The 16,014-nt window shown below is 60.4% G+C and carries 14 protein-coding genes and 1 pseudogene; 3 read left to right on the plus strand and 12 right to left on the minus strand.

Going from position 1 to position 16,014, the window contains the following annotated elements; genetic code table 11:
• Positions 1–11 precede the first annotated feature (11 nt).
• Complete coding sequence (locus B3M58_RS15535; RefSeq protein WP_296220425.1) at positions 12–1,526, plus strand: conjugal transfer protein TraG N-terminal domain-containing protein; 1,515 nt, start codon at positions 12–14, stop codon at positions 1,524–1,526.
• 8 nt (positions 1,527–1,534) lie between these two features.
• On the opposite strand, the gene B3M58_RS15540 is transcribed toward B3M58_RS15535, so the two are convergent.
• Genes B3M58_RS15540 through B3M58_RS15550 form a run of 3 tightly spaced genes read right to left on the minus strand, consistent with a single transcriptional unit; the run spans position 1,535 to position 2,717 of the window.
• The gene (locus B3M58_RS15540) at positions 1,535–1,912 is read right to left on the minus strand and encodes a DUF3742 family protein (RefSeq protein WP_296220427.1); all 378 of its coding nucleotides are present in this window, start codon (positions 1,910–1,912) and stop codon (positions 1,535–1,537) included.
• Positions 1,913–1,941: 29 nt separating this feature from the next.
• Positions 1,942–2,400 carry a type II toxin-antitoxin system YhaV family toxin gene (locus B3M58_RS15545; RefSeq protein ID WP_296220428.1) on the minus strand — a complete coding sequence of 153 codons (459 nt, stop codon included), beginning with the start codon at positions 2,398–2,400 and terminating at the stop codon, positions 1,942–1,944.
• Positions 2,400–2,717, minus strand: a complete 318-nt coding sequence (locus tag B3M58_RS15550) for a type II toxin-antitoxin system PrlF family antitoxin (protein ID WP_296220429.1) — start codon at positions 2,715–2,717, stop codon at positions 2,400–2,402. The genes B3M58_RS15545 and B3M58_RS15550 overlap by 1 nt, the downstream gene beginning before the upstream one ends.
• A 309-nt stretch (positions 2,718–3,026) precedes the next feature.
• Here B3M58_RS15550 and mobH point away from each other — a divergent pair, with 309 nt between their 5' ends.
• A complete protein-coding gene (gene mobH, locus B3M58_RS15555) occupies positions 3,027–4,832 on the plus strand; it encodes a MobH family relaxase (protein WP_296220430.1) in 1,806 nt (601 codons plus the stop codon).
• Between the two features lie 432 nt (positions 4,833–5,264).
• On the opposite strand, the pseudogene B3M58_RS15560 reads toward mobH, so the two are convergent.
• Positions 5,265–5,572, minus strand: a pseudogene (locus tag B3M58_RS15560) (N-acetylmuramoyl-L-alanine amidase); the annotation flags it as partial.
• Positions 5,573–5,670: 98 nt separating this feature from the next.
• Entirely contained in the window at positions 5,671–6,507 is an 837-nt protein-coding gene (locus B3M58_RS15565) for an oxidoreductase (protein WP_296220432.1), read from the minus strand.
• Positions 6,508–6,737: 230 nt separating this feature from the next.
• Here B3M58_RS15565 and B3M58_RS15570 point away from each other — a divergent pair, with 230 nt between their 5' ends.
• A complete protein-coding gene (locus tag B3M58_RS15570; RefSeq protein ID WP_296220433.1) occupies positions 6,738–7,757 on the plus strand; it encodes an amidohydrolase family protein in 1,020 nt (339 codons plus the stop codon).
• Between the two features lie 144 nt (positions 7,758–7,901).
• On the opposite strand, the gene B3M58_RS15575 is transcribed toward B3M58_RS15570, so the two are convergent.
• From B3M58_RS15575 to B3M58_RS15605, 7 genes are all read right to left on the minus strand, one after another.
• The gene (locus B3M58_RS15575; protein ID WP_296220435.1) at positions 7,902–8,768 is read right to left on the minus strand and encodes a cache domain-containing protein; all 867 of its coding nucleotides are present in this window, start codon (positions 8,766–8,768) and stop codon (positions 7,902–7,904) included.
• 60 nt (positions 8,769–8,828) lie between these two features.
• Entirely contained in the window at positions 8,829–9,953 is a 1,125-nt protein-coding gene (locus tag B3M58_RS15580) for an acyl-CoA dehydrogenase family protein (RefSeq protein ID WP_296220437.1), read from the minus strand.
• Positions 9,954–9,983: 30 nt separating this feature from the next.
• Positions 9,984–10,784: a crotonase/enoyl-CoA hydratase family protein gene (locus B3M58_RS15585; RefSeq protein WP_296220439.1), complete on the minus strand. Its 801-nt coding sequence runs from the start codon at positions 10,782–10,784 to the stop codon at positions 9,984–9,986.
• Complete coding sequence (locus B3M58_RS15590) at positions 10,781–11,854, minus strand: acyl-CoA dehydrogenase family protein (RefSeq protein ID WP_296220440.1); 1,074 nt, start codon at positions 11,852–11,854, stop codon at positions 10,781–10,783. The genes B3M58_RS15585 and B3M58_RS15590 overlap by 4 nt, the downstream gene beginning before the upstream one ends.
• A gap of 2 nt (positions 11,855–11,856) precedes the next feature.
• Positions 11,857–13,005, minus strand: coding sequence for an acyl-CoA dehydrogenase family protein (locus B3M58_RS15595; RefSeq protein ID WP_296220442.1), 1,149 nt, complete (start codon positions 13,003–13,005; stop codon positions 11,857–11,859).
• 199 nt (positions 13,006–13,204) lie between these two features.
• Entirely contained in the window at positions 13,205–14,512 is a 1,308-nt protein-coding gene (locus B3M58_RS15600) for an amidohydrolase family protein (protein ID WP_296220443.1), read from the minus strand.
• 155 nt (positions 14,513–14,667) lie between these two features.
• A complete protein-coding gene (locus B3M58_RS15605) occupies positions 14,668–15,942 on the minus strand; it encodes a cytochrome P450 (protein ID WP_296220445.1) in 1,275 nt (424 codons plus the stop codon).
• Between the last annotated feature and the right edge of the window lie 72 nt (positions 15,943–16,014).

Raw genomic sequence — 16,014 nt, forward strand, 5'->3', positions numbered from 1 at the left:
CGGAGGCTGCGATGACGCTCTACACCACCGATTACCTGGAGTACTACCTGACCCTGGTGAGCTGGATCGTTCACAACGGCATCTGGGCCGTGCTGATCGCCAGCGGCGCCTTCGCCATCCCGTTCCTGGCCATCGTGCTCCAGGAGTGGCTCAAGGCCCGCGCCGAAGGGGCCGACGAAGGCAACAAGGGCGCGCTGTCGGCCGTGCGCATCGAGAACCGCATCTTCGTCGCCATCGTGGTCATCCTGTTCGCGGGCATGCCGTTTATCGATGTCAGCTTCAACACCCTACAGTTTGATCGCACCCGCTCAGCGCAATGCCAGGTGAACGTGCCAATGCCCTCGGCAACCGGCTGGTCGCAGTCCTTTAGCACCCTCAACAACCAGTCGGCCAAGGTGCCTGTGTGGTGGGCCTTCATGCACACCGCCTCGCGCGCGTTCACCGGCGCGGCGGTGGCGGCGATCCCCTGCGGCACCGACCTGCGGCAGATGCGTATGGAGGTCGACGCCACGCGCATCGACGATCCAGTCCTGGCCCAGGAGGTAAGCGATTTCACCCATGACTGCTACGGACCGGCTCGGGCCAAGCTCTTCATGAATCGCCCGGCGCTGGACGAGGAACAGATGCACGACGTGACCTGGATCGGTTCGCGCTTCTTCCTCGACACGGTCGGCTACTACGGCACCTATCGAGCAAAAACACCGCGCGAGGGGTGGCCTTACGACAGCAATCGGGACGCGGGCCTCGCGCAGGTGCCCAGCGGCGCGGGTTATCCGACCTGTCAGCAGTGGTGGTCTGACAGCAACGGCTTGCGTGCGCGCCTGCTGCAACAGGTAGACCCCAGCCTGCTGAGCCGCATCGGCGGCTGGGCCAGCTTCCTGTCGCAGGAGCAGGTCAACGACTCGGTGATTCGCGCCATCGCCTCGCCCAAGCAGCAAAAACTCAACCAGGGTGCGGTCTACAGCGACTACGGCGGCCAGATCGAGATGAGCGTCCCCAATGTCGCCACCCGCGCGGTCAGTGACGTCGGCCTGACCATCGGCTCCATGGCCTTCTTCCCGGCGATGGATGCGATGCGCCAGGCCCTGCCGATGGTGCTGGCCCTGCTCAAGATGGCACTGGTGATCTGCATCCCGCTGGTGCTGCTGATCGGCACCTACGACCTCAAGACCGTAGTCACGATCAGCATCGTGCAGTTCGCGCTGTTCTTCGTCGACTTCTGGTTCCAGCTCGCGCGCTGGATCGACTCAACGATCCTGGATGCGCTGTACGGATGGGGCTGGGGAGCGAATCGCCCGCATGCGAACTTCGATCCGCTGATCGGGCTCAACAACACCTTCGGGGACATGATCGTCAACTTTGTGATGGCGACGATGTTCTTGGCACTTCCAGCATTCTGGATCGGCGCCCTTGGTTGGGTCGGCGTGCATGCCGGAATCATGGCGAACAATCTGTCGGATGGCGCAAAGGGCGCGGCAAATGCGGGTGGGAAAGGACCTGGGGCAGTATCGGGCAAACTCAGGTAAACAAAAGATCAGTCGTCTTTCTCATCCCGGTAGTCGGGGTGCGCAACGTCGTTGTAGAGCACCGGATCGTATCCTGGCGTCTTCCTGAGCTCATCCAGATCCGTGAACGGCCATTCGAACTCTTCATCCTGAGCACCACGTTGCGCAGCCCAGGCGGCAATTATGGTGATTACCAATAACAGCGCCAGCCAGAACATGGCGTAAAGCAGCACGCCCAGCAGAGCCAGCTTCATGCCCCACAACAACACCGTCGCCGCGCCTGCGGACAGGCCGCACGCTACCAGCCAGCCGGCGACCTGATGCTCACGACGGACGAAGCCCCGCCACATCCCGCCGATCCGACGGCCGAAACGTTCTGCGTTGCTGATGCGGGCTTTCGTGTCCATCGTCGTCACCTGCTACATGTTTTGGATGGCTACTCCGGTTTGCTCCAATCCTGGCGGCTCGCAGTCACCAATGCGTTCCAGTCATCGGGCGGATTGCCTCGCCCCAGCATCTTCTCGAACACCGCATAGGGATCGGATTTGCTGCCTGCCGAGCGCAGGGTCTGCTCGTCGTTGACCCAGGCGAACACAATCACCTTCGTCCTGGAGTCATAGCGAAAGAACAGGCGAAATCGCCGTCCGATCTTCGCGCGCCGCCAGTGGCGGTACGCTGGCCCCAGGGTGTTGCCCTGGCGGAACTCGTCGCGCGAGGGATCGCTCGGCACGACGTCCATAATCAACTGGCTCAGCGCCCGGAACAACTTCACGTTGGCATTGGCTTCGAACCCTTGCAGGTCGCCCCGCTCGGCCCGTTCCGCGGCCGCCTGCAGCTTGCGTAACTGCTCGATCACGCCCTCGTGAAACAGCAACGTCCAGCCATGCCGCTGCATCACAATGCCACGTCGCCTTCGATGTCCTCATCGAGATTCACCGCCCGGCCCGCGTTCGCCAGCATAGCCCGCGCAAGATCCTCCGGCAGCGCCTGAACATACCGGCCGGCCCGGATGTCCGCTTCCAGCAGGCCCAGAAAGGCTCCGATCGCTGGGTCTTCATGCTCAGCGTCCGCTCGAGACACGATGACTTCGCCTCCACGCAGATCAAAGGCCACTTTGGCGCCGGTGTCCACACCCAGCACCTGCCGGATGGGCTTGGGCAGCGTAATCTGGCCCTTGGAGGTCAGCGTGGCGATTTCATGGATTTCAGGCATCGTAGCTCCCCCGATAGCAACGCCTACACGGTAAGGCTTTTTCCTTACCTCGTCAACCTGACTGAGCATGGCACCTCCTTCGTTCGAAACGGAAAGCGCCATCGTAGATTCGGCACAGGTCGCCTTCCCGCCTCAATCCGACTTGAGCCAAGCCGCATTAGTTGTTGTTCGCCATGAGCCACTGCCCTATACCCAAAGGCTTCCGAAAAGGCCAAAGGGTTGGAAAGGGGCAAGGGAATGGGGCCAAGGGGAAAGGCCCTACCCGAAAAGGCCAAAAGGCCCCTTAGCAGCCCGTCATCGGGGTTCGCCATGCTCTCGCTGTTCCAGCACAAAAGGGGTTCACCAACCACCGGCGCGCCGTCTACTCCAGCCAGCGACGCTCCAAAAGGGCTGACACGGCCGGAGTCGGCCACCGCCCTGCTGGCCACCCCCCGCCGTCAATGCCTGCTGGAACACATCTGGCAGCGCACCTCGCTCTCACGCAAGCAGTTCACCGCGCTGTACCTCGCCCCCCTAGAGCGCTACGCCGAGTTGGTCCAACAATTCCCCGCCTCCGAGAGTCACCACCACGCCTACCCCGGCGGCATGCTGGACCACGGCCTGGAAATCGTCGCGTATGCGCTCAAGCTACGGCAGTCGTATCTGCTGCCCACCGGCACCACGCCCGAGGATCAGGTGATTCAGGCGGAAGCCTGGACCGCCGCCATTGCCTACGCCGCACTGCTGCATGACATCGGAAAGGTCGCCGTCGATCTGCACGTCGAGTATGCCGACGGCACCCATTGGCGCCCCTGGCACGGCCCGCTGTCCCGCCCCTATCGATTCCGCTACCGCCAGGACCGCGAATACCGCCTGCACAGCGCGGCAACGGGCCTGCTCTATCGGCAGGTGCTCGATGACAAGACTCTCGACTGGCTCAGCCACTATCCCCCGCTCTGGTTCGCACTGCTATATGTCCTGGCCGGCCAGTACGAACACGCCGGAGTCCTCGGAGAGCTGGTGATTCAGGCCGACCGCGCCTCGGTTGCCCAAGCCCTGGGCGGTGATCCAGCACGCGCTATGGCAGCGCCCAAGTACGCCCTGCAGCGCAAGCTGCTCGAGGGCCTGCGCTACCTATTAAAAGAGGAATTGAAGCTCAATCAACCCGGAGCTTCGGACGGTTGGCTGACCCAGGATGCGCTGTGGCTGGTCAGCAAAACGGTCTCGGACAAGCTGCGCGCCCACCTGCTGACTCAGGGCATCGACGGCATCCCCGCCAACAACACCGCCGTGTTCAACGTGCTGCAGGATCACGGCATGCTCCAACCCAAACCGGATGGCAAGGCGATCTGGCGCGCAACCGTCACGAGCGAAGCAGGCTGGTCGCATACGTTCACGTTGCTGCGGCTGACTCCAGCCTTAATCTGGGAAGGAAATAGTCGCCCAGAGCCGTTTACCGGTACCGTAGAGGTGGAGCAGGAGCTCAACGACGCATCCGCAGCACCGTCAACCGATAGCGTTGACAGCTCACTGACGGCCGACACTACACCTGCACCTGCACCGTCACCTGCACCGTCTGCAGCTTCTGCTATCGATAGCGTCGACGCACTGCTGGCATTACTCGGCACCTCCGATACCCAATCGCCTCCACAGGAGCAGGAAGTTGAACCGCCACCAGCAACCAGCACCAATGAGTTACCCGCTCCTTACCAGGCCAGCAATTCAACGCTACCGCCAGCCCCTACAGTGGACGACGAACACTTCATGACTTGGCTGCAGCAGCGCGTCCAGAGCCGCAGACTCATCATCAATGACGCCAAGGCCCTGGTACACAGCGTGTCCAACACGGCGTTCCTGGTCAGCCCCGGTGTGTTTCAGCGCTACGCACAAGAGCACCCACAAACTGCTGTACTCGTCCAGCAGGATCAGGTAGCCGATTGGCAGTGGGTGCAGAAGCGCTTCGAGAAGCTGCAACTGCACCGCAAGCAGGCCAACGGCCTGAACATCTGGACGTGCGAGGTGACGGGGCCACGCAAGTCGCGGCGGCTACATGGCTACCTGCTGAGAGATCCGCGGCATCTATTTGAGGAAGTGCCACCCAACAACCCATACTTACAGCTTCGTGTCGAGGGATGATCAGGTAGAAACTGATACCGGTGTACATCCGAGTTTGGCCGGGTGCACGACCTACTGGCCGACAGCAACTATACCAGCAGACCCTTTCCAGAGTGTAGAACGTGCCATAGTAACTAATGGCCAAGAAGTTTCGTCTTGAGGCTTCCCCGCCATTGAGCCAATGGCGAGCTGTTCCCTACAACATCAATTTCGTCGTGACCCCCTGCATATATCGCCAGACCCCATTCGGCATCCGCGGCCCTGAAGGCCCCAGGGTCTGCTTGTGCACGAACAGGTAATCTTTCGTCAGCTTCTTATCGTAGCCCTGATTGGCAGACAAAGCCTCAAGTCGCTGCAAGATGAAGCATCGAGCTGCGCCACCGAGGACTCGTCCAGAATCCAGATATCGGCCCCCTGGCTCGGAAAGGCGGACATCTGTGTTGGCAGATACTGAGCGCCGATCAGATCGGCCCTGTTTTCCGTTGCGCTATCCAGCGTGCAGTTGTTGACGCTGCACCGCCTTGCGACAGCGCAAACACCAATGCACCAAATGCAGTGCGCCGAGGCGCAGCATCAGCATGTACGGAAATGAATAGGTCAGAGTTGTAACTTCGCGCGATTTCCACGCGTTTGCGCAGGGGAATGAAGATGTCTTCGTTGCGCACCAGACGTGCCTTGAGTCCGCGCTGAGCATTGATCTTTCTGGCGAGTTGGCGAGCTATCGCCAGCGTTAGATTTTTTTCCCACTCCCATTCCGCCCCCGCATCCTTAACTGATGCCTATGGACGACGGGCATAACCATCAGCAAAGGACGCCAGTTTAACTCCCCCCGGCCGATTCAAACCAAGCTCCACGTTATTTAGGCATTACCGTCTGTTAGCACCGACCACTCTCGCCACCGCTCGATTTCCTGGCCCATGGCCGCAAGCTTGGCCGTCACGGCCTTTAGCGCATCCGAACCTGCGAGGTAACGTAGCGGCGGTTTTTCCTCGGCCGCCAGTTGCAGCAGTATCGCCGCAAGTTTGCCAGGGTCGCCGAGCTGTTTGTGGTTGTTGGCATCAGAGGAGGCTCTGATCTTCTTGCTGAATTCGGCGTAATCCTGCAAACCGTTGCCACCCAGCGCGGCGGAGCTGTGGTCGAGGAAGTCGGTACGGAAGGCACCTGGTTCAATGATGGTCACTCGGATGCCGAACTGCGCCACTTCCTGGGCCAGCGACTCGGAGAAACCCTCAACGGCAAACTTGGCCGAGCAATACAGCGCGGCACCGCCCATGCCGAGCACGCCGGCAATCGAGGACATATTGAAGATGTGCCCGGCACGTTGGCTGCGCATGACCGGTAACACCGCGCGGCAGACATGGAATACGCCAAAGACGTTAGTGGCGAACTGCCGCTCGACAGCGCTCACGTCGTTTTCCTCGAACGGCCCCAGCTGTCCGTAACCGGCATTATTGACGGCGATATCGATGCGCCCGAAACGGCGCAATGCAGCCTCAACAGCTAAGGCCGCCTGCCCCTCCTGCGCAACATCCAACTGCACCGGCAGCACCCGCTCGCCATAAAGCGCAAACAGCGCTTCAAGCCGAGCCAGATCGCGCCCTGTGGCGACTACATTGTCGCCAGCGGCCAGTGCTGCCTTGGCGATTTCCGCACCGATACCGCGCGAAGCGCCGGTGATGAACCATGTCTTGATCATTATTGTTCTCCGGGTTCAGGCCAATGGCAGAGACAGCGGGGCGGATTGCTCCATCGCACTCTACTGACTTCCGCCGCTGATGAGACTACAAGTTATTTGAACAAATTAACAATTTCTGTTCATATAATTTATAACCTAGTCAGTCTCTCGAAGCGACTCCATGCCGAACACCCCAGACTGGTCGGGCATGTCTGTCGCTGCGCTGCAGATCATCTAACAGGAGTACGCCAATGCTGATCGATATACACGCTCACCTTGTGACCAAGGGCATGCTCAATCGCCATGCGTTCTGGGGCCCGTTCATGAAAACCACAGGCTTTACCGTCGGCCACTTTTCCCTGGGCACCAAGCAACCATCCAAGGCCGCCAGCGATGAAGAGGCCGAGGCCAACCTGCTGGCGCGCATGACTCACGAGAGCCGGCGCAAGCTAATGGCCGAACGTGGCGTGGACAAACTTGTGCTATCGGCCCCCTCGCATGCCTTTATGTACTGGGCCGACGAGTTCGGCAGCGACTATGCGCGGATCTGCAACGATGAAATGTCCGCCTATTGCCGTCAGGACCCCGCGCATTTCGACTTCTGGTGCCATGCCAACCTGGCCGAACCGGAGGCGGCCGTGCAGGAAATCGAGCGGGCCGTCACCCAGTTGGGGGCCAAGGGCGTGTGCGTGGGCGGTACCAATTTCAATGGCATCGAGACTCACGACGAACGCTTGTTCCCCGTGTGGGAAAAGATCGAACAATTAGACGTGCCGATCATGGTGCATGGCTTCAATCAGTCGATGTACTGGGGCGACAAGCATACCGACGACAAATTCGAGACAACCTCCATCGTCGGCGACTGTGTCGATGAAACGCTGTTTTTCTGGTACCTGATCTGTGGCGGCGCGCTGGATGCCTTTCCCAACCTCAAGGCCTACATCACTCACGCCGGCGGCATGGCCGTGTTTCAGTTGGGCCGCTTGAGCGAGCTGAACCGAGCCATGGCGCCGGATGCCCGCAACCAGAAGCCGCTCATGGACTACATGACGAACTTCTACTTCGATCTTGACGTACATGCGCCAGGCCTACGCCGTGGCGTAGCCGACGTCGTTGGAGTAGAACGGCTGGTCTACGGCACCAATTTCGGCGGCGCTTACGACCACGGCGATCTCACCGCTGGTCTGGGCCTCAACGACAGCGATCGCGAAAAGATCCGCAGTGGCAATGCCATCCAACTGCTCAAACTGGACATGCCAGCGTCTCTCTGACTCTACGCAGATGCAGCGCGTGCTTCTGCACGCGCTGCATGGCATTTCCGCGATCAGGCTAAACAGAATTTTGCACCTGTGGCTCGGCAACGGGTTGGAGTGGCGCCTGCGCGAATAGCCTGGACTACCTGCAACGTGCGCGACTCAGAGCGGCTTCAGGTAATAACCCACCGCCACCGCATAGTCGCCGACCTTGCGAATCAAGGTGTTCTTTGTCTCGCTGCGGCCAGTCACCGGGTTACGCCACAGGTAAGTGATTTCACCCTCACCTTTGCCGTTGACGATCGTGAGCATCTGTTCGCCGATAAGTGCCTGATCGACTGACTTCACCGCACGGAAGTCAGTGCCCACCATTCGCAGGTTGTAACCGTGGGCAACGTAGCGCTCGGTTCGCAGATCGGCGACGAACACATAGAGATCGTCGCGGATAAACTCTGCATCCAGGCCATTTATGCGCTTGAAGGTTTCTTCAGGGCTTTTTGCGATAGCCGCAGCGGCTCTGTCCAGCAGCAGCCTCGCCTCCTCCGGGCTGGCGCGCGGTATGTAGTAGCCAACCGCAAAGATGCGCTCGCCAACACGTTGAAAGAATACGTGCTTGCGTTCGACTTTCCCGTCTTCCCAGTTCATCCATCGGTATTCGGCACGGTGCACCGCACCGTTGTCAGGCAGGCTCAAGGCCTTCTGGAAGGCGGCGTTGAGCTCTTCATTCAAGGCGCTACTGATATTACGCCCGACCAGGTTCACCGAAGGCCCACCGCTGGCCAACATAACCCCAGCGGTATCCAGCACATAAACGTACAACTCACCGTCGATGAACTCGCCCTGGCGGCTGAAGACCGCCAGCGCGGCGTCACCCTTATCCTTATAAAACGCAACGGCCTTGTTCAGTAGCCGGCTCGCGCGTTCGGCCTCGGGCGCGTAGCGCTCCTCGAGCGACTCCTGGGCGAATGCCTGCGGCAAACAAAACAACCCCAGCATCAGCAGCAAGGCATTACGAAAGATAAGCGACATAGCATGTCCTCAAATGCCCACCTGGCCTGCTGCATCGCATCAGGAACGGTGAACGCTGGCTCAAAGGTTACGACCGATGATTTCCTTCATGATTTCCGAGGTGCCGCCATAGATACGCGCGACCCGCGCATCGACCCAAGCGCGACTGATCTTGTATTCGCTCATGAAGCCATAACCGCCGTGCAACTGGAGGAACTCATCGAGCAATTTGCCCTGCATTTCCGAGCCAAGCAGCTTGGCCATGGCGGCGGTGTCCGGGGCCAGCTCGCCGCGCATCACCTTGTCCAGGCAATCGTCGACGAATACCCGCAGCATGGTCGCCTGGGCCTTGGCCTCGGCGAGCTTGAAACGGGTGTTCTGGAAATCCAGTACTGGTTTGCCGAATACCTTGCGTTCACGGGTGTAAGCAATGGTTTCTTCGAGCAACGTGTCGATTGATTGCGCGGCACGAATAGCGATGATCAACCGCTCCCAGGCCAACTGATGGGTGAGGTACTTGAAGCCCTGACCTTCTTCGCCCAGGCGATTACCGACCGGCACGCGCACTTCGTCGAAGAACAGCTCGGCGGTGTCCTGCCCCTTCAGCCCGATCTTCTCCAGCAGCCGTCCCTTGGAGAACCCCTTGCGATCCTCCTCAATGCAGATCAGCGTCAGTTCCTTAGCCGCCGGATCGAGTTTGGTCGCGGTAACCATCAGCCCGGCGTTGCCACCGTTGGTGATGAAGGTCTTCTGCCCGGAGACGATATAATCGCCGCCGTCGCGGCGGGCCAGGGTGCGCATGGCGCGCAAATCGCTGCCGATGCCCGGTTCGCTCATGGCGATTACGCCGATCAACTCGCCACTGACCATGCGCGGCAGCCATTGCTGCTTTTGCTCTTCGCTACCGTAGGCGACGATGTAAGGCGCGACGATTTCGGAATGGGTGGTGAACCCCACGGCCGTGGCGTTGGCACGCGCCAGCTCCTCGATCATCACTGCGGAGTGGCCAAAATCGCCACCCGAGCCGCCATATTCTTCCGGCACGGTGGAGCACAGCAAGCCGAGCTCGCCGGCCTTGAGCCAGACTTCCTTGGGCACGATGCCCTGCTTTTCCCACTCGTGTAGGTAGGGCACGATTTCACGGTCGACAAAACGCCGTGCCTGATCGCGGAACATGTTGTGGTCTTCTCGAAAAACGCCACGCATCTCTCACACTCCAAAATTAGGGGGTTGGTCTTAACGATCCCGGTAGTCTGGTTTGCGCTTGTCGACAAAAGCCGCCACCGCTTCCTGGTGATCGTCGGTGTGATGGGCCAGCGCTTGATAGGCGGCAGACAGCTCCAGCAGCGAGTCCAAACGCATGTGCTGGCCTTCGCGCAGCAGGCGCTTGCACAGCCGCAAGGCATGCCCAGGATTGCTGGCAATGCGCTGCGCAAGGGCTTGCGCCTCGGCCTGCAGGGTTTCATGGGTGCAGACCTGCTCCACCAGGCCCCACTCCAATGCCTTGGCGGCATCGATGGTGTCGCCGGTGAACGCCATCAGGCTGGCCTTGGGAATACCAATAATGCGCGGCAGCAACCACGCCCCGCCATCACCCGGAACAATGCCCAGGCGCACGAAACTTTCTGCGAACAGCGCCGAACTGGAAGCCAGGCGGATATCGCACATGCAGGCCAGGTCCAGCCCGGCACCGATGGCCGGACCGTTGACCGCGGCGATCACCGGAATGTCCAACTCGTACAACGCCAATGGAATGCGCTGTATGCCATCGCGGTAGGTGTTGCGCAGCTCATACGGCGAGCCGGCGAAAATCCCCTCGCGCGCGCGCATGTCCTTGACGTTGCCGCCAGCACAGAAGGCGCTGCCATTGCCGGTAAGTACCATCACCCGTGCTTGCCGATCATGGCGCAGCTCGGCGCACAGCTCGACGAACTCGGCGATCTGTTCTGGCGAGGTCAGCGCATTACGTGTGTCAGGATGATCCATGCGCACGGTGACGATGCCACCCTCGCGCTCTATTTGCAGAAAGGGTTTCATAGCGATCTCCCCACGAAACTGGACAGGGGCTGTGAGGCATGTGCGGTCAGCAGTGGCCAGTAACCATCGCCTCCGGCAGCACAAACTTGTTGACCTATATGCTGACTCCACCGGCTGGCCGAGCCGAATTCACTGCGCCAAGCCCACAGACGACGGGTGAACAAATGCAGCGAATATTCCTGGGTGAAGCCAATCGCGCCATGTACCGAGTGGGCAATACCCGCGCCAACGCTCGCCGCTTCAGCGGTGCTGACCTTGGCCACGGCAATGCTTAGCTCGGCGAGTTGCTGGCCGGATTCGGCGAACGCTGCTTCTGCCGCGATATTGGCGGCAGCAACCTGTTCGGCAAATACCGCAAGCTGCTGCTGAACCGCCTGGAACGCACCAATCGGTCGACCGAACTGGGTACGCGCGCTGGCATAACCAGCCGTCATATCCAACAAGGCGTGCAGTGCGCCGGCGATCTGCGCCGAACGCAACATGGCGCCGCCGAGCTGCAGCACGCTGGCCGACAAGCGATGCGGCAGCGGCTTACTGGCCAACACCTGGGCATTGCTGAAACTCAGCTGATCACGCGGCTCGCCCGCGCCGTTCAGCTGCAAGGTCTGACCCTGCGCGCTTGCACGGCTCAGCAGCACCACACTTGGCACGGCGCTGTCGGCATTGGCAATAGCCACCACGGCGTCGACATGCCGGCCCCAGGGCACGTCGTGGACGCAACCTGAGACCCGATCGCCATCCAGGCTCAACTTCGCATCGGCGGCAAAGCTGAGAGTCCCGCTCTGCGCCTCGATACCCGCCTGACCGAGCAGCCAGTTGGCCAGCAGTGCCTCGCCCAGCGGCAGTGGCGCGACAAAGCGCCCAGCCGCTCGAACGATGACGTAGATATCCGCCCAACTGGCCTCAGCACCGCCCAACGCCTCGGGCACCGCAGCCAGCGTGAAGCCGGACTCCTCCAGCACAGCCCAGAGCTGCTCGGGCCACTTGCCGTGCTCACAGCCGAGGACATACTCAGGCGTGGCCAGGTCGGCAAGCAGACGTTCGATGGTCGATTCGAAAAGTTCTCGCATGATTATCGCAACCCCAGCCCGCGGGCGATGATGCCGCGCAGGATCTCGCGGGTGCCTCCGCGCAATGAAAAAGACGGCGCCATCTGAGTCAGATAGGCCAAGACTCGGGCGTAGTCGCAACCGCCCTCTAGCCGCGGTTCGGCATCGACCAGCAATTGCGCAACCTCGGGTATTTCCTGCTCGAACAGATTACCCAGGTCTTTAACGCAGGACGCCGCCCAGGCCGGATGCTCACCGGCAGCCAGTTGCGCCGTGACCGCCAACGACATGTTGCGCAAGGTCAGCAGCTTTGCCGACAACCGGCCGATCTCCCGCGCCTGCAAGGCATCGGGGGATGTACCGATGGCGTCGATCAAGGTGGTCAACAGCGCCATACTGCTGAGGAAGCGCTCCGGACCGCTGCGTTCGAAAGCCAGTTCAGCGGTGACCTGATCCCAGCCTTTGCCCTCCACGCCGATCAACGCGTCGGCGTCGAGCTGGACGTTATCGAAAAACACTTCGTTGAAGTGCTCGGCGCCCACCAGGTCGCGGATCGGTCGAATCGTGATACCCGGCAACCGCAGGTCGATGATGAATTGCGACATCCCCTCGTGCCGTGCGGCTTGTTTCTCGCCAGTGCGCACCAGGGCAATCATAAAATGGGAGTGGTGCGCGTTGGTCGTCCAGACCTTCTGCCCATTGAGTAGCCAACCGTCGCCGTTGCGGGCGGCGTTCGTCTTGATCGAGGCCAGATCCGAGCCGGAATTCGGCTCGCTCATGCCAATGCAAAAGTAACTTTCACCGCGGCAGATGGCCGGCAGGTAACGTTGTTTTTGCTGTTCGGTACCGAAGCGATTGATCAGGGGCCCGCTCTGCCGATCGGCAATCCAGTGCGCCGATACCGGCGCGCCTGCCGCGAGCAACTCTTCGATGATCACGTAGCGTGCAAAAGGGCCGGCGGCGGCACCGCCGTACTGCTCGGGCAGCGCCATGCCGACCCAGCCCTGGGCGCCGAGCTTGCGGCTGAACTCGGCATCGAAGCCCATCCAAGACTGCGCTTTTAAGATCGCCGGATAACCGGCCAGGCTGGCCGCGATGAACTGCCGCACCTCGAGGCGCAGCGACTCCGCTTCGGCGGGAATTCTGCTGTAGGTGAATTGAGTGATAGACATGCGCACTCTCGTAATAGGGCACAAGGCCGATCACCCGGTGGTGATCAGGCAGGCCGAGCTTGTCTGCCCTGCCGCCGCAAAACGGCAGCAGGGCGTACCGCGAAACCCGTCAAAGGGCGCTGAAAAACTACTGCGCTCGGCTACGCGGCGTTGAAAACCGCGGTGCCTAGCGGTCGCTCGCTACATTTTCAACAGCCTGTTAGAGAGCGGTTCCGGCGTCCGCTTTCTCGAACATCGCATTGATGTCGCCAGAGGTGACCGGCTTGTTATCGTGGCGGCCATGGTCGGCACCACCGAGACCGAGCGCAGGCTCCGTCTTGACGTGGGTCGCCTGGGCACGCAGCGCGCCGACGGTGCAATTCTCGCGACCGTGGATAGCGAACGGATCGAAGGAAAACTCACGCATGGCGTTGAGGTGGGTAACCTTGTCGATGGTTTCCTTGGGTAGGTGTTGCAACCCTTCCCAGGCGGTTTCCGGCGAATGCGGCCAGGTGCAGTCCGAGTGCGGATAATCGCTTTCCCAGGTGACCATTTCTTCGTTCATGAAGCGCAGGTTCTGCAGGCCGAAGTTGTCTTCGATGAAGCAGGTCACGAAGTGCTTCTTGAAGATGTCGCTGGGCATCTTTCCGTCGAAGTTCGAGTTGGTCCAGGCATTGTGGTGGCGATGGGTGAAATCGGCACGCTCCAGCAGGTAGGGAATCCAACCGATACTGCCTTCGGACAAGGCCATGCGCAGGTCTGGGAACTTCTTCCACATCGGCGCCCAGATCCAATCGGCTGCGGAGTTGGCGATGGAGATCGGCATAGAGGTGATCCAGGCGTCGATCGGCGACAGGTCGGAGGCATGGCTTGCCTTCACACCGGTGCCGATGTGGCAGCAGATCACCACCTTGTTATCGGAGCAGGCTTTCCACAGTGGATCCCAGTAGTCACTGTGGATCGACGGATAACCATGTACGGCCGGGTTATCGGACAACGACACCGCATGCACGCCCTGCTTGGCCAGGCGCTCGACTTCGGCGGCGGCGGCCTGCATGTCCCACCACGGCACCAGCATCAAGGGAATAAAACGTCCCGGCGCAGCGTTGCACCAGTCGTGTAAATGCCAGTCGTTGTAGGCCTGAATGGCCGCGAGGGAAACCGCGCGATCGGCATGCATCTGAAAACGCTGCCCGGCGAAACCAGGAAACGTCGGGAAGCACAGCGAGCCCAGCACGCCGTTAGCGTTCATGTCGTCTACACGGTCTTTGATACTCCAGGTGCCACGACGCATCTGGTCGTAGCCCAGTGGCTCCATGCCGTATTCCTCTTTCGGCCGGCCGACCACGGAGTTAAGGCCCATGTAACCGGTGGCCTGCTCCTCAAAAACCCATACATCGCGCTGATCACGCTTGACCACATGCGGCTCACGCCCTTTGAAGCGCTCCGGCATATGGCGGGCAAAGGCATTTGGCGGCTCAATCGCGTGATCATCGACGCTGACGAGAATCAGATCTTCAACCTTCATTGTTTTTCCCCTTCGCTTACGGGTTCTTGATTGTGCTGTCGATCATAGAGCACACCGAGCCATAATTAAACACATTTCATTAATATGTTCAAATAACTTGCTTAGCCCCGAGACCGCCACCCGACGAACGCGCCGCCCGCAGCCTCGCCGGCAGACTAATCCCAAATCACGTGGACGCTGTGCGGACCACGCAACTGGGCGCCAATGATCACTGGTGCGGGCTTAGAAGGGTCCAGACGGATGTTGGGCATCAGATCGAGGACAGCATTCAGTGCACAGTTGATTTCCGTCTTGGCGACAAACTGGCCGATGCACATATGTGTACCGAAACCGAAGCCAAAAGATGGCCGGACGCGCCGGTCGATGTCGAACACGTCGGCATTCTCGAACGCATCTTCGTCGCGGTTCGCCGAACTGACGATGCACGACACCATCGCGCCCTTGGGAATACTTACGCCACGAATGACCATTTCTTTGTCCGCCTGGCGCACCTTGAAGGTCGCAACGGGCTCATAGCGCACCGACTCGTCAATCGCTTTGGCCACCAGACTGCGGTCCTGACGCACACGTTCAAGCAGCTCCGGGCGCTCCAGCAGGAGGGTCATCAGGGTACCGAACGTCCGAGTCGTGGTTTCACTCGCCGCCGGCAGCAACGAACGCACGAAGGTGGCTATTTCGTGGTCATCCAGCGAACGCCCCTCGTATTCGGCGCGGATCAGCCGGCTGATCAGGTCATCGCCGATGGCACCCTCCGCACGGCGCTGCGCCACCACCACCTTGACCACGTCATACAAGGCCTTAGCCGCTTCCATGGCCGCTGCACGTGCAGCAGCAGCTTTTTCCGGGTCGACTTGCGGCCCTGCCAAAATCGCCAACGCCCAGGCCGCGTACTGCTCGATATCCTCGGGGCGATCTTCAGGGAAGCCGATCAGCGCGTAGATCACGCGGATCGGGAAATGCAGGGCGAACTCCATGATGTCCGCGCTTTTGCGCGCGACCATGGGCTTGAGGTATTCCTCGCGGATAACCCGGTCGATCTTGGTTTCTTTCCAGCGATTGACCGTCTCGGGCATGAACACCGGCTGCAACAGGTTGCGGATGTTCTTGTGCGCCTCGCCGTCCATCGCCGTGAGGATCAACCCGTCGAAGAACGCACCCAGCCCTTCGGCGATGAAGCCGCTGGTGAAGTTCGTGCTGTCACGCATCACCGCCATGACATCGTCGTATTTGAACAGTGTGTAGGTCGGACGATTAGCGTCGAGCCCAGCAATGGAAGGCACGCCCAGGCGCGCCATGAAGTTTTCTTGCAGAACCGGAGAATTCTGACGCATGTCGCGATACACCGCGTGCAGGTCAATATCAGAGCCGCGATAGTTACTCGCCACGTTGGCGAAGACCTGCTCCAGTTTGCTCTGTGCTTGTTCGGACATGTTCGTCTCCTTTCTTGTTGTCAGTAGCGATAAGTGCGACCCGGCAGAGGTCGACACATGATCCATCTTAGG

Origin of the sequence: Pseudomonas sp. UBA2684, assembly GCA_002354655.1 — a bacterium.
Lineage (GTDB): Bacteria > Pseudomonadota > Gammaproteobacteria > Pseudomonadales > Pseudomonadaceae > Aquipseudomonas.